The sequence below is a fragment of the Dialister invisus DSM 15470 genome (assembly GCF_000160055.1).
In the GTDB taxonomy this organism is placed as follows: domain Bacteria; phylum Bacillota; class Negativicutes; order Veillonellales; family Dialisteraceae; genus Dialister; species Dialister invisus.
Window position 1 is genome coordinate 1,451,221 of sequence record NZ_GG698602.1, and the last position, 13,494, is coordinate 1,464,714.

At 46.0% G+C, this 13,494-nt stretch carries 15 protein-coding genes; 11 read left to right on the forward strand and 4 right to left on the reverse strand.

The genetic code is table 11. The features are described 5' to 3' along the window. The first annotated feature begins 729 nt into the window (after positions 1 to 729). The 6 genes from tnpA to GCWU000321_RS07195 all read left to right on the forward strand — a co-directional run bounded on the left by tnpA (position 730) and on the right by GCWU000321_RS07195 (position 4,876). Positions 730 to 1,125 carry an IS200/IS605 family transposase gene (tnpA, locus tag GCWU000321_RS07170; RefSeq protein WP_040382023.1) on the forward strand — a complete coding sequence of 132 codons (396 nt, stop codon included), beginning with the start codon at positions 730 to 732 and terminating at the stop codon, positions 1,123 to 1,125. A gap of 1 nt (position 1,126) precedes the next feature. Beyond that, on the forward strand, positions 1,127 to 2,242 hold the full coding sequence (locus GCWU000321_RS07175; RefSeq protein WP_083786262.1) for an RNA-guided endonuclease TnpB family protein: 1,116 nt from the start codon (positions 1,127 to 1,129) through the stop codon (positions 2,240 to 2,242). 206 nt (positions 2,243 to 2,448) lie between these two features. Further along, positions 2,449 to 2,712 (forward strand): SemiSWEET family transporter, encoded by a 264-nt coding sequence (locus GCWU000321_RS07180; RefSeq protein WP_007070517.1) that lies wholly within the window; start codon positions 2,449 to 2,451, stop codon positions 2,710 to 2,712. A gap of 104 nt (positions 2,713 to 2,816) precedes the next feature. Continuing rightward, a complete protein-coding gene (locus tag GCWU000321_RS07185; RefSeq protein ID WP_040381485.1) occupies positions 2,817 to 3,194 on the forward strand; it encodes a hypothetical protein in 378 nt (125 codons plus the stop codon). A gap of 135 nt (positions 3,195 to 3,329) precedes the next feature. Next, the gene (locus GCWU000321_RS07190) at positions 3,330 to 4,079 is read left to right on the forward strand and encodes a hypothetical protein (RefSeq protein ID WP_040381486.1); all 750 of its coding nucleotides are present in this window, start codon (positions 3,330 to 3,332) and stop codon (positions 4,077 to 4,079) included. Continuing rightward, a complete protein-coding gene (locus GCWU000321_RS07195) occupies positions 4,076 to 4,876 on the forward strand; it encodes a hypothetical protein (RefSeq protein ID WP_007070520.1) in 801 nt (266 codons plus the stop codon). The genes GCWU000321_RS07190 and GCWU000321_RS07195 overlap by 4 nt, the downstream gene beginning before the upstream one ends. Before the next feature lie 152 nt (positions 4,877 to 5,028). Here the strand turns inward: GCWU000321_RS07195 and fliB are convergent, their stop codons facing one another. The 4 genes from fliB to GCWU000321_RS07215 are packed head-to-tail and all read right to left on the reverse strand — an operon-like array spanning position 5,029 to position 7,786. Next, positions 5,029 to 5,898 carry a flagellin lysine-N-methylase gene (gene fliB / locus GCWU000321_RS07200; RefSeq protein ID WP_040381488.1) on the reverse strand — a complete coding sequence of 290 codons (870 nt, stop codon included), beginning with the start codon at positions 5,896 to 5,898 and terminating at the stop codon, positions 5,029 to 5,031. Continuing rightward, the gene (locus GCWU000321_RS07205) at positions 5,895 to 6,347 is read right to left on the reverse strand and encodes a low molecular weight protein-tyrosine-phosphatase (protein WP_040381490.1); all 453 of its coding nucleotides are present in this window, start codon (positions 6,345 to 6,347) and stop codon (positions 5,895 to 5,897) included. Before GCWU000321_RS07205 ends, fliB begins: the two co-directional genes overlap by 4 nt. Before the next feature lie 15 nt (positions 6,348 to 6,362). Beyond that, the gene (locus GCWU000321_RS07210; RefSeq protein WP_007070523.1) at positions 6,363 to 7,205 is read right to left on the reverse strand and encodes a nucleotidyl transferase AbiEii/AbiGii toxin family protein; all 843 of its coding nucleotides are present in this window, start codon (positions 7,203 to 7,205) and stop codon (positions 6,363 to 6,365) included. Beyond that, positions 7,205 to 7,786 carry a type IV toxin-antitoxin system AbiEi family antitoxin domain-containing protein gene (locus GCWU000321_RS07215; RefSeq protein WP_007070524.1) on the reverse strand — a complete coding sequence of 194 codons (582 nt, stop codon included), beginning with the start codon at positions 7,784 to 7,786 and terminating at the stop codon, positions 7,205 to 7,207. Before GCWU000321_RS07215 ends, GCWU000321_RS07210 begins: the two co-directional genes overlap by 1 nt. Positions 7,787 to 8,222: 436 nt before the next feature. On the opposite strand from GCWU000321_RS07215, the gene GCWU000321_RS09665 reads away from it, so the two are divergent. From GCWU000321_RS09665 to GCWU000321_RS07240, 5 genes are all read left to right on the forward strand, one after another. After that, complete coding sequence (locus GCWU000321_RS09665) at positions 8,223 to 8,408, forward strand: hypothetical protein (protein ID WP_169303249.1); 186 nt, start codon at positions 8,223 to 8,225, stop codon at positions 8,406 to 8,408. A 389-nt stretch (positions 8,409 to 8,797) separates the two neighbouring features. Next, positions 8,798 to 9,967, forward strand: coding sequence for a GspE/PulE family protein (locus GCWU000321_RS07225; protein WP_007070528.1), 1,170 nt, complete (start codon positions 8,798 to 8,800; stop codon positions 9,965 to 9,967). Positions 9,968 to 9,969: 2 nt separating this feature from the next. Beyond that, a complete protein-coding gene (locus GCWU000321_RS07230) occupies positions 9,970 to 10,974 on the forward strand; it encodes a type IV pilus twitching motility protein PilT (protein WP_040382027.1) in 1,005 nt (334 codons plus the stop codon). Position 10,975: 1 nt separating this feature from the next. After that, the gene (locus tag GCWU000321_RS07235; RefSeq protein ID WP_007070530.1) at positions 10,976 to 12,148 is read left to right on the forward strand and encodes a type II secretion system F family protein; all 1,173 of its coding nucleotides are present in this window, start codon (positions 10,976 to 10,978) and stop codon (positions 12,146 to 12,148) included. Positions 12,149 to 12,323: 175 nt separating this feature from the next. Continuing rightward, positions 12,324 to 13,487, forward strand: a complete 1,164-nt coding sequence (locus GCWU000321_RS07240) for a hypothetical protein (protein ID WP_007070531.1) — start codon at positions 12,324 to 12,326, stop codon at positions 13,485 to 13,487. The last annotated feature ends 7 nt before the right edge of the window (positions 13,488 to 13,494 follow it).

Genomic DNA, 13,494 nt, shown 5'->3' on the forward strand with positions numbered 1-13,494 from the left:
GTGCTTTTCCAAAATCGTTATTCTGAACGGCAGCAAGAATGCTTTGCGAGAAAAATGGGAAACGGAATAGTGACACAGAGTGAAGAATCTATTACTCCGAATGAAGTCCCACCGTCAATACCGCTTTTTACACAAGGATCATGGAACCCGCCGCCAGAAGAAGCTGTTGGCGCACGTAGTGCGATTGAGGATACTCGCTTGTCGTAATGATTTAAATCGTAAAAGAATATTTAGCTTGCAGCTGACAGCTCACAGCTGATAGCTTTTATCTTCTTGCCGTCTTCCTCACTATGGTAACAGATCCTTCACATCCGCTTCGGATGATGGTTGACGTTTTCCTCATTATGACGCCTTTTCCTCCAATCGTTATTCTGAACGGAGGCAAGAATGCTGTGGGAGAAAGAAGGGAAACGGGATAGTGACACAGAGTGAAGAATCTATTCCTCTGCATGACGGGTTTGGTATAATGAAAGAAAATAATTAAAGACAGCTCATGAAAGGAGCATTATGAAAAAACGTATATGTGCCATGGCGCTCACGCTTGCTTTGGCAGCAGGCGGACTGTCTCTGGCATCCGATTTAACCTAACCTGCAAGAAGTCTCCCCCCTCTATAGGTGGTGAGATGAATTGTGGGTTTTTCTGTGGGTTCGATGCCCTCAGAAAAACAATTGCTTTGTAGCTTGTTCCATGATATAATCAGCCGTAGAGACGAAAGGATTGATTGTGTCATGGAATTAGACAATAATAACCATTCAGTATTCTTGCTGTATTATCATCTTGTTCTAGTGGTAAAGTATCGTCGCAAAGTGTTTTCTGACGAGATGAGCCAATACGCAAAAGATATATTCGTTCGTATAGGCTCTTCCCATAACATCATATTGGAAGAATGGAATCATGACCAAGACCATGTGCATATCATGTTTCGTGCTTACCCTAACACGGAGATGTCAAAATTCATCAACGCTTACAAAAGTGCTAGTTCGAGACTAATCAAAAAAAAATTTCCAGAAGTTAGGCGTAAGCTGTGGAAGGAGATGTTTTGGTCAAGAAGCTATTGTCTGCTAACAACAGGCGGTGCTCCCATAGAGATAATTCGTACATACATAGAAAATCAAGGTGGGTGATGTGGCAGTGAATAAGGCATACCGATACAGGCTATACCCGACAACAGAACAGAAGATTATGTTTACCAAGACCTTCGGCTGTGTCAGATTCATCTATAACAAGATGCTTGGTGACCGTCTTGACTATTACAAGGAAACTGGCAAGAAGCTGAAAAATACACCTGCACAGTATAAGGAAGAATTTCCTTGGCTGAGAGAAGTTGACAGCCTTGCTCTTACGAATGCCCAGATGAACCTGAACAAGGCATACAGCAACTTCTGGAGCAATAAGAAGCATTTTGGCAAGCCACGCTTCAAGTCGAAGAAAACAGGTCATGCTTCGTATTCCACGAACAACCAGCATGGCTCTGTAAGAATCGAGGAGAACAAAGTAAAGCTGCCTAAAATCGGTTGGGTAAAGCTATGTCTTCATCGTCCATTGATGGAGAACAGCATTATAAAGACTGTAACCATAAGCAAGACACCATCAGGGAAATATTACATCAGTATTTTGGTGGAGTACGAAAACCAAATACTCCTCATAATACCTAAGAAATTCCTTGGGCTGGATTTTGCTATGCACGGTCTGTATGTTGCTTCCGATGAGGATGATGCCGATTATCCGAATTTCTTGCGAAGAGCCGAGAAAAGGTTGGTCAAGGCACAAAGAAAACTCTCCAAGAGACAAAAGGGAAGCCATAACCGAGATAAGCAAAGATTATGTGTAGCCAAGCTCCATGAGAAAATTGCGAATCAACGTCGTGACTTTCTGCATAAGAAAGCCCGTTACCTTGCAGACCGCTACGATGCCATTGGTATTGAGGATATTCGTGTCAAAGCTATGGCAAAACGCAAGAAGGGTGGCAAATTCAGCTTTGGCAAATCCGTAGCCGACAACGGCTGGAATTTGTTCACGAACATACTAGAATATAAACTTGCTTGGGAAGGTAAACAACTTGTCAGGATAGATAAATGGTATCCAAGTAGCCAGTTATGCCATGTTTGTGGTTATCAGAATAACGAAACAAAAGACTTGTCTGTGAGGGAATGGGATTGCCCTAAGTGTGGCAGTCACCATAATCGTGACAAGAATGCTGCGATAAATATTCGAGAAGAAGCTAGGCGAATATCTGCCTGACATAACTCATAGAGTACCGTGGGTCGCACGGGAATCTACGCCTGTGAAGAGAATGTAAGTCGTCGCAACTCTTCGGAGTCAGTGGTGCTGTTCTCGCTGAAGCAGGAAGCTCCCGCCTCTATAGGCGGGAGTACGTTCACATTTGACAACGATATTAAACTTTGATATACATTTTATATGTATATTTTTTACAAGGAGGTAATTTTATGAACAAAAAAAAAATTAACACTATTGTTGGTTCAATTGGAGCATTTATTGGGGTTTTTGTGTTTATAACTTATATTCCTCAAATTATTGCTAATTTAGGAGGAGAAAAAGCTCAACCTTGGCAGCCTCTTACAGCTTCGATTTCTTGTCTAATTTGGGTTATTTACGGATGGACTAAAGAACCTAAAAAAGATTTTATTCTTATCGTTCCAAATTTAGCTGGTGTAATATTAGGATTTTTAACTTTTATTACAGCTTTATAAATTTTTATTTATAAAGATTCTGAATTGTTATTGAAATAATTGTATGGAAAATATGTTAAGGAATATCTGATGAAATGGGTACGCTTTCGAGAGGAGCAGAAGAAATGAAAACACCATATGAAGTGATTGAGAAGAAAGAAGTTCTGCATGAATGCTTTGCTCAGTTACTGGCTGACAGCAGTCATCTTCGGCAGAGATTAGCGATTGATCGTGACGATGCCACACATCCTCTGAACATATTCCGAGAACGGATCTTACGAATATTTCATGACATTTTCACGGTGCAGTACCAAACGGAAGCCGATATGCAAAAGCTACTAGAACAGCTCCAATATGCTCGTTCCTCTTTGCAGCAACTGAAAGAAAAAAGTGTGAAAAAAAAACATTCACTCATAACAAAAATAGCAAAAGCCTTCTTGTCTAGGGATGAAATTTCCCTAGACAAGAAGGCTTTTGCCGTGGGGAGTGTCTTCTCACTCTAAACGTTTCCTTGCGTGTCAACTTTTTCTACTTGTAATCGACGGAGATTTTCAATTCCTCCTGCTTCCACTGCTATTTTCTTTAAGTAGTTATCCATTTTTACAAAACGAAACCGTGGTAATACTTTAAGGATTGAAATGCTTTCTTCTGATAATTGTCCTTCGATAAAACCTCCTAATTCTATGAGACGTTTCGTCCGTGCCTTTCGTTCTTTTTCGCTCTCTTTTGCCTTATTTTCTTTAAAATTGGCGGACGGACATATTCTTCCGCTGGGAAATGAGATGACCCTCCGGGAAGCAGATAAATCATATGTGGGAAAAGAACTGCAGAAAGAGTGGAACCAGGAAAAAGCAGAAAAAGAAATCCTTCCTGCTGTCAAGCGGATGGGATTATTTGGAAAAGGCGATACAGTCCATGAAAAAATGATGGCCGAGCAGCTCGGAAAACTTTTTGCAGCCGGCAGATTTTCCCAGCTGCAAATGGAGACGAAGGATGCCTTTCATCAGGCGGCTGTTGTATCTGTAAAATTGGAAGAGAAAGATATCGCCGGCTGGAATGAAATCATCAGGGCCATGGAAAAAGCCCATCCGAAAAAAATTGATATCCTTGGAGAGAACCGGACTTTGAATCTTGAAACTATCCGGGAAAGCATGAAAAAAGAAGACAGTAACAATCGTTTCGTCTATAAAAAAGATGGACAGACTGAGTTTGTTTATGGAAGCATGTTTCTTTTTGTGGAACAGTACGGGGTGGAAGCGCCTTTTTATGTCTTTTTCATCGCGTCAGCAGATAAAGGGCAACTTGGAGCCACTGCCATTTATACCAATCAGGCCACAGGCCGGATTATAGAACCTGTTTTAGTAAAAGGCGCGGAGGGACTTCGATGAAAAGACTCGTGACAGCATTTTTGGCGGCGGGGATTACCGTTTCCTCCATGACCGCTGTTTTTGCAGAACCTGCCCATAAAGAGACGGGTACAGGCACGGCGGCCGACAGGCAATTGACTGCCGATTTCCGCAGAAGTCCGGGAGATGCCATAAAAGATCTTTACAGGCAGGCAGCTCCTTTTCTTACAAAGGAAATCACTTTAAGAAATAACGCCGTTTATACGCCTTTCGTCATAACGCCGTCTGTGAAAAAAATGGCGGGAAAAGAGATTCCGTTCAGTACGGAAAAAGGAGGAGTATTTCCTGCGGGACAGCTTCTCGTCACTTCTGACGAGGGAAGCTTTGACGCCTTTGTCGTGAATTTCTCTTTTCCTGAAACGGAAGAAAATAAAAAGGGAATGGATCCTTTCTTTGTGAAGGATCAAAACATGGTGTCTGCAGGGGCGCTTATGATAGCGAACCTTTACCTGATGGGTGCTGAACCCGCAATTAACGAACTCATCGTAGATGCCATACGCGAGCATAATAAAACGGCTCCTGTGAAACTTCCCGAAGACTTTGCCCATGTGCGTCTGCAGGACATAGAACCGATTACCCGTTTAAATGACCATACGTATACGGCAGGCGCGCGGGTCATAAGCGACGCCGACGGTTTCATCGTGCCCCTTTACATCCGGGGATACTTCATGAAAAAAGAGAATCAATACAGAGCAATCCTGGCAGTGACCAGTGACGCGGAAAGAAATTATCTGAAACCATCTCTGGAAGAACTGGCAAAAACAAGTATGAAATACTAAGATATCTCTATGAAAAGCGGAGTGAATCTCTTCTTTTTGTATAGGAGCATACAGTAAAAAAACTTTATGGAATTTTTTCTCTTAAAAGGAAGGTTGTTTTAAGGGAAAACGAAAGCAGGTCCTTTAACGGGATCTGCTTTTTTGCTGAAATATTATTTTGTGATGAGCGACAGAAGGATATCCGGATTGTCCGTGTCGTATTCGATCTGCTCCGACCAGCGCCGTATGTTTTCAGGGAGATTTCCGAATACGGCAGTTTCCATGAAGATGAAGTCTGTGCTTTGCCGGGCGTATGTCATGACGGCGTCTATGCCGCAGAACGGTTCTTTTTCCAGGGCGCGGTAGAAAATGTATTGATACACCGCCGTCAATTCCGGGAGAGGCGCTTCGGAAAGATAGGCGTGCGCCTTTTTCAGCGTGGAAGTAAAAAATCCGGAAAGAGAGGAGAGCCTCTTTGTCCATGCTTCATCGACAGGTTCCGTTTGAGAAAGAGCGTGTAAAATGGTCCGGCAGTAAGTTTCATTGATGGTCGGCGTATAGGAGAGCGCTTCTTCGGGAAGACTGCAGCCCATAGCGGAAAGCAGCGTGGGAAAGTCGAATAGAGAAAGGGCGCTGTCTTCCATGAAAAGCAGAGGCGTGGAATTGGACAGGAGAAGCTTCACGCTTTCTTCACAGGCAAGTCCCACACCGGCCAGTTCAAAATTTCCGTTTTCCATAAAGAAACGGGGATGCATGGCACAGATATCGCAAAGATTTTCTTCTCCCGTTTCCGCAATGATGCGGCAGAGTCCGTCTTCCTGCAAAAGAGGGCATCGGCCGTCTTTCATGATGAACCGGCGGTTTCCTTTTGTGCCTGTCATGGAGGCACGGATAGTTTCACCCGGTTCACCCGTCATGACGAGATATTTCATTGCCGTGGCTTCGTCGATGTCGATGTCCCAGTTCTGCATACAGCATGAGTGGACACACCTGTCCGCCTTGCAGCGGAAGTCTTTGTAAAAAGCCGGGTAAACGGAAATCATGGCATGACCCTTTTGAGAATCGCGGCGCAGCCTTCCCTTATATCACGATAGGCTGTTTCGTAATCATCGGTATACCACGGATCGGCGATACTCCGCTTTTCCCCTGCCCATTCCAGAAGGAGAGAGACCTTTTTCTGCGGGTCGCCTTTGGTAAGACGGTAAAGATCGCGGCGGTTCTCATCATCCATGCCGATGATATAAGTGCTTTCTTCGTAATCGGCAGGCGTAAATATCCGTGCTTCCCGTTTAGTGAAAGGGATACCCTTTTCGTTGAGAAGCCGGCGTACGGGGGGATAGGTGTCGTTTCCGATTTCTTCATAAGTCACCGCGCAGGATGAAACGGAAATCAAATGTTCCAATCCAGCTTTTGCCACGAGGTCTTTCATAACAAATTCCGCCATCGGGGAGCGGCAGATATTGCCGTGGCAGACGAACAGTATTTTTATCATAATTTCTTATAACCTCTATTGTTTCATCATTTTATAAATTTGAATGGCTTTTTTTACAGCTGCTTCAAATGGTATGTCTCCTGCATACAAGTATTTTTGTTGATATGAATTCCATAGGTCATTCAATCTATCGTCATTAATTATGATATCTAAGATCTGCATCCCTGAGGTAATAATGTCCGTTGTATTTCTTTTATTGCAGGTAGCTTCAAATGCCTGTTTCAGAATTTCATGATTGATCATCTCCTCATAGCGGAGCATTAATGTATAAACGTCATAAAAATCTCTCATCCTTGTATTCAGGATACCGCGGGCAAGAATTGTCTGAAGTTTCTCCGCAAAAATGGTCTCCAAATTATAGGACCAGAGCTTTATGGATCGTTCTTCCAGCATGAGGCTGTAATCATATTCAATGGCTCTGGGAGTAATGATGTCTCCTGTAGAAATATCAATCTTGATTGGAATAATCATTTTACCAAGATATGCATCCATTGTTACCCGAATGCCGGGGTATTCCATATCGTCCATGATTCCGGTTACATCCTTGACGTTGAACGTCACACCGTCCTGCAAATCAATCTTACTGATTTTATTAATTATACGCAGCGCTTCTTCCTCAGAAAGATTTAAATTACGGATAGATGTATCTATATCCATTGTTGAGCGCATAGAAATGCCTATCATGGACGTGACCAATATACCGCCTTTTATGATAAAGTTTTCAGAATATGGTGAGTTTGCCACTCTTTCAAGAAAACGTTCCATCATATATATCCGCATCAAAATGCGTGCATCTGCCCTGTTTGATTTTGCAATATTTTTTATCTTTCCTCTTACCTGTGCACCGGTCAGAGCCATTACAACAGCACCTCCATATACTCTCTGATCTTCTTATCAACATGGAACAGCTTTGCATATTCCATTAGCCTGTTAAGATTCTTGTTTTTTCCCATGATGTAAGTTTTAAGTGCGGCCTGGAAATCCTGTATTTCAAACCTGTTTCTGGAACGGATCAGATCACAGATTGTGCGTTCACGATTGTAGAGCGGTATGTCATGGCCATATGATGTTTTCACTATTTCTTTCCCAATATCCAGCAGTTCTTTTTTTACGGTGAAAACTTTTATTCCGTCCGCAACCATTCGGGAAGTTCCATAACCGGTATAAATCGTAATTGTTTTCTGCAGAGGTTCTCTGTCAGTAAGGCCATGATAATAGAGGGCCTCGTCGTGAGATAAAACACCTTGCGGACAACGCAGCGACAGAATATAGTTTTCATCTTCCCAGGTTTCCGGAGACGCATAAACGCCATGAGCGGCCTTTTCAAATCCGTTATCACGTATGAAGTTGTACAGAGCATGCTTTGAAATCCCTGCTTCTATGGCATTTTTCGTCAACAAGATTCCGGAATCATCAACTATTTCTTCGGGTGTCTTCATGTGCCGTCACCAACTTTCGTGCTAATAGTATATCTTATATTAGCACGAAAGTAAAACAGAGGGCTGCCAATTTGAGGATACGAATGCACCTTTAATTGTTCGGGCAGTGATGGCACAATTTTGACTGGCCCAGTCTTAGCTTTCCGGCAGAGATAAAAAAGAAGCTCCCGAAGGAACTTCTTTATGTTTTATCGAAGGCAGTCCTGTTTATGATGGTTTTGGGCAAATGGGGGTACAAACCACTTTTTCATGTAACGGATTCCTCTTACCCCCAATCTTGACCGGAAAGGAAGTATGGATAACGGTAGAAAATGCTTTTGACTGCTGTAAAGCGGATATAAGCGCTATATTTATTTCTTAACCGCACGGGGTGTTTGTGTATTTTATGGCATTCCGCATTTCATGGAAGACGCAGCTCATTATATCGGAGCTGTCGATGAGTTTGCAGCGGCAGCCGATTATCCATATTCAAATCTGGGATGTGGCTGCCATGGCCACCTGTCCCTGCCCGACTCGTCCCGTTTCGGCGTTTTGCGCTATGATATCTGAAATGATACGGGAACTGATGAGAATAAGAAAAGAGGTGAGGAGAAGAAATGCGGGATGGACGCGTTTGTCGTGAAAGTTCATGAAGAAACTTCCAAAGGAATGAAAAGGCTTTATTTATATCCGCTCTTTTTGTACACTATAAAGAAAAGCAGAAAATATTTTACTTTATATACAAGTGTAAATTTTTTATTCCAATTACGCAATAGAAATGGAAGGACTTCTACTGTCCCGGGAGGAACCATGCGAAGGACGAAAATTATCTGCACTATCGGTCCGCTGCCGTTTTGAAAGGGAAAAAATTTCGGGAGGACAGCCTTTGTGTCATCGCGGCAGGAGTCAGGCAGGGGGAAATAAACCGGCGGAAATCTTTTGCCACGAATATCATGCGCATTATGCAGGTGTAAAAAGAAAGGCTTGCGGCGGGAAACCGGCCGCGGGCTTTTCCTGCGGAAGGGAGAAATTATGGAAATACTGCGGGCGGCCAATGCGGAAATTGCCATGCGGAGAATCCTGCAGGCCGCCGTTTCGGAAAAGGCGAGCGATGTCCATCTGGAACCGTGCCGTGAATTTGTCCTTGTCCGGTTCCGCATTGACGGAACTCTTACAGAAAGGTACCGGCTGCCCCCGGATATGGCGGCGGGGCTGTCGGTGCGGGCCAAAGTCCTGGGCGGTATGGACGTGGGGGAAAACCGTATCCCCCAGGACGGAAGTTTTTCGGAAATCAGGGATGAAAGAAATACAGATTTCCGTCTTTCCGTGATGCCCTCGGTTTACGGGGAAACGATCGTCATACGGATTTTATCGGGACAGGTGGATTTCATTGAAAAGAATGAACTCGGTATGCTTCCCTTGCAGAAGAAAATATTCCGCACAAAAATAGGAAAGAAAAGCGGCATGATTCTCACTACCGGTCCTACGGGAAGCGGGAAAACATCGACGCTCTACGCGGCGCTGAAACTGGTGTGCCGTCCTGAAATCAGCGTGATTTCCGTGGAAGATCCCGTGGAGTACCGCATACCGGGAATCACCCAGGTGGAAGTGAATGAAAAAGCGGGCCTTACTTTTGAAAAAGGCCTCCGTTCTCTTGTGCGGCAGGATCCCGACGTGGTGATGATCGGGGAAATACGCGACCGGGAAACGGCGGAAATTGCCGTACATGCCGCTCTTACGGGACATCTTGTCCTGTCTACGCTTCATACGAACGATGCCGTATCGGCGCCTGCCCGCCTGACAGATATGGGCATTCCGCCGTACCTGCTTTCCGCGTCGCTGTCCCTCATCATTTCTCAAAGGCTTGTGAAGAAACTCTGTCCCGCCTGCCGGAAGGAAATGGTCATTACAAGAGAAATGGCGGAAGAAAAGTTGTTTCCTGAAGCGTTTATCGGGAGACGGGCATACATGGCAAAGGGCTGTGATCATTGCAGGGGGAAAGGCGCAGACGGGCGGACCGGTGTTTTTGAAATGCTGGAAATAGGAAAAGAAGAACGGCGGCTGCTTCATGAAAACGCGGCAGCCGAAGAGTTTTCAGAATGTATGAGAAAACAGGGACAGTATTCCCTGAAGGAATCCCTTTTGCGGTTAATGGAAAGCGGCGCCGTCCCGCCTGAGGAAGCGGCGCTCTTATGGGAGTGACTATGAAACATATTGAACAGTGGCTGGCCCTTTACCCGGAGGCTACAGATATCCATCTTACGGAAGGCGGAAGGGTTATTGTCCGTGAATATGGCGGACTTAAAGAATTGGAAGAAAGAGCGGAGAAAAGTTTTTTTGACATGCTTTTCCATTCCAGCCTTTCACCGGATAAACGAAAAGTGTATGAAGAAAAAGGTGCATGCGATACTTCTTTTTCCATAGGAGAAAATCGGTTCCGCCTCCATCTGTACAGGGCGGGTGGAAAAGACTGCGCAGCGCTCCGTGTGCTGCCCGTGCTTGACCGTGTGGAAAAAGATCCTGATGAAAAATGGTTTGAGAAGATTGCAAAATTATCTTCCGGCCTTATCCTTTTTTCAGGCCCTACAGGAAGCGGGAAAAGCACCACCATGGCAAGAGTACTGGAAGGAATCGGTAAGGAAAAAGCGCGTCACATCGTGACCTTGGAAGATCCTGTGGAGTATGTCCTTTCCGCGGGGAAATCCCTTGTCCGCCAGCGGGAAATCGGTCGTGACGCGGTAAGTTTTGCCGAGGGCGTCCGCGAATCTCTCCGTGAGGATCCCGATGTCATTGCCGTAGGGGAAATGAGGGACAGGGAAACCATAGCGGCGGCGCTTACCGCGGCAGAAACAGGGCATCTCGTTTTGGGAACGCTCCACAACGGGCGAGCTCTGGAAGCCGTCGGCCGCATGGTGCATGTATTTCCGGCGGAAGAACAAAACGAAGTGCGCCTGATTATTTCTTCCGTCCTCCGCTGCGTGTCGGCGCAAAGACTTTGGCGGATGGGAACTAAAACTGTACTGCTCCGTGAAATTCTGACAAATACCCCTGCTGTGGCGAACCTCATCCGCGAAGGAAAAGAAGCACAGGTCCTGTCCTATATGGAAACGGGTGTGAATGACATGCGCACTCTGCGCCAGGCGGTATACAAGGTAAAGGGTGTGACAGAAAAAGAACGAGAAGAACTTTTGCATTTGGCGGGAGAGTAAAATGGAGTTCCTTTATAAAGCGTACGCTGACAGCGGAGAAGTAGAGGAAGGAAGAGTGGCGGCTGCCGGCAAAAGAGAAGCAGCGGATGAACTCAAAAGCCGCGGGCTGCACCCGATGACCATCAGAAAAACGGGAGAAAAGAAAAAAGTGTCCCTTTTCAAAAGACGCCGTCTCGCCGATTTGGCTGAAGAATGGGAATCACTTCTTTCCGCGGGGATTCCCGTAACCGAAACTTTGGACATCCTTGGCGGCGGCCGGAGCGGGAAAGAAAAGATTCTTCTGGGCGAGATCAAGGCGACCATCGAAGCAGGGCACTCCATTGCGGAAAGTTTTGCGGGATCCCGTGCGTTTCCGCCTTTTTTTACGGCCCTTCTGCAGGTAGGCGAGCTGTCGGGAACGATTCCGGAACAGCTCCGCCTGGCCGCCGCGTGCTATCGCAAGGAAGAAGAATTTATTGCCGGTATGAAGTCGGCTCTTTCCTATCCTGTTTTTGTTCTCTTCTTTTCCTTTCTTGTATTTGCATTGATCCTTACTGTCATACTGCCGTCCTTTGCCGCGCTTTTTGACGCCCTCGACATACCGCTTCCGGCGGTGACGAGGGCGGCGCTTGCTTTGGGCCTGTTCTTACAGGAAAAAAGGTTTTATTTTCTTGTTGAACTTCTCTTGGGTGCAGTCGGCGGTGTCGTCTGGTTACGAAGTGAACGGGGAAAAAGAAGTACAGATGCGTTTCTTTTCCGCTTCCCTTTTATCCGGAGGCTGTACCTCATCCGTGTGACGCTTGCCCTGTCGGCACTTTTGAAAAGCGGGAAAACCTTGTCCGACGCCCTTGCTGATATAGCGGACATAACGGATAACAGCGCCGTAAAAGAAGAATTGCTGAAAATAAAAAAGGATATAGAGAGGGGCGGCGATTTTGCCCAGAGCATGGAAAGATCCTTTGGCGATACCGCCCTTGCCCGCATGATCCATGTAGGAATGGAAAGCGGGCGGCTTCCTCTCTTTCTGGAGCGGAGCGCTCATCTTATGACAGAGGAAACGAAAAGGAAACTGACAGGATTCAGAAAGATTCTGGAACCTTCTCTTTTGCTTTTTGTAGGTCTTGTAACAGCGGCAATCATATTTTCCGTCCTGCTTCCTGTTTTCAGTGCCGTGGGGACGCACATGGGCGTTTAGTATCGAAGGACGGAAATTAAATTCCGGATGCCGGATATGGGATAAGATAAAAAGCGCTTTTCGGAATTTAGGTACAGGGACAAAAATTTTCCTGTGGTTTGTGTTTATGACTTTTAATCATACTTTTGTTTTGCTATACTAAAAAATAAAGTATGATGAGAAGGAGGCGGGACGAGTGGGTCTTTCTGTACGTGAGATACTCATACTGGATTATTTTGACGGCAAACCGGTGCATGCAAAGATGCCGTCTTATCTGTATGCCACTTACGGCAGCGACGCCGATCTCTGTCTGGACCGCCTCTATGCTGATGGCTGGATCCGCGAAAGCACTCCCCGGGAAACGGTGAATATGCTTCCCGATAAGGCGCTTTCCGATTTCCTTAAACGATACGGCCTCTCCGGTGAAGGATCGCATACAGAACTTGTCCGGCGTGTAATCCATGAAGTTCCTGAAAAAAATTATAACCACGCTGTACCGAAAGTATATGTGCTGGAACCTAAGGGGCGTACCGAGGTGGGACACCATATGGCGTATGTCCTGAATGTTCGTGAAAACTACGGACTTACGGAAGGAGAAATCGGCGAGTCCCGTTCTGCTCTGGCTCTGAAAGGGAATCCCTGTTCCGCCAGGGATATACTGGAGCGCGCTTTTCAGCAGAAGGTCTCCATCTATACCATGGCGGGAGAATGGTCGAAGCTGCGCAACCTGTACTATGTCATAGCAAACTTCCATCTTCGTGCGGAAGCGGGGGATAAGGCGCTCTCCTGCCTGTTCCTTGTCTTCTTCCTGGATATGTCGGGGATGGGGAATAGAAATACCGTTATTCCTTATGAAAACTTATTTCCTACCCAAAAGGGAATGATCCTTCTTTTAGATGAGGTGCGCCACAGGGAGAACATGACGGCGGAGGAAGTGAAGGCGGCATTTCTTTCTTCTGTTGCGCGCATGGCGCCGAGACTGCCGTTCTCTTATTTCTCCCCGCAGGTCATGGCGGCGCAATTGCTGGAACGTCTCCGCGGCGTTCCCTTTAATGGGGCGAAGTATATCGCGGAACGGAACGTGCCCGACCCTTCTGCCGGCGCATACCATTATGTCCCTTGGGGGCGTGAGGAAGCCGGCAGCTTGAAAGAGGTGCCGAAATTTACTGTGCCGAAAATCATGGCGCCGCCCAGCCTGCGTATGCCGCCCGCTTTTACGCGGCCCGTCCCTTTTGAATCGACAGAAGCGCGGAAGCGGCGGGAAGAAATGGAAAAACGGATGGTCCGCACTGTAGAGCGTCCAACACCGGAGGAGAAAAAGGAAAAAGGTCTGCTTGTGAAATTGAGAAAATGGATATAGGAGAAAC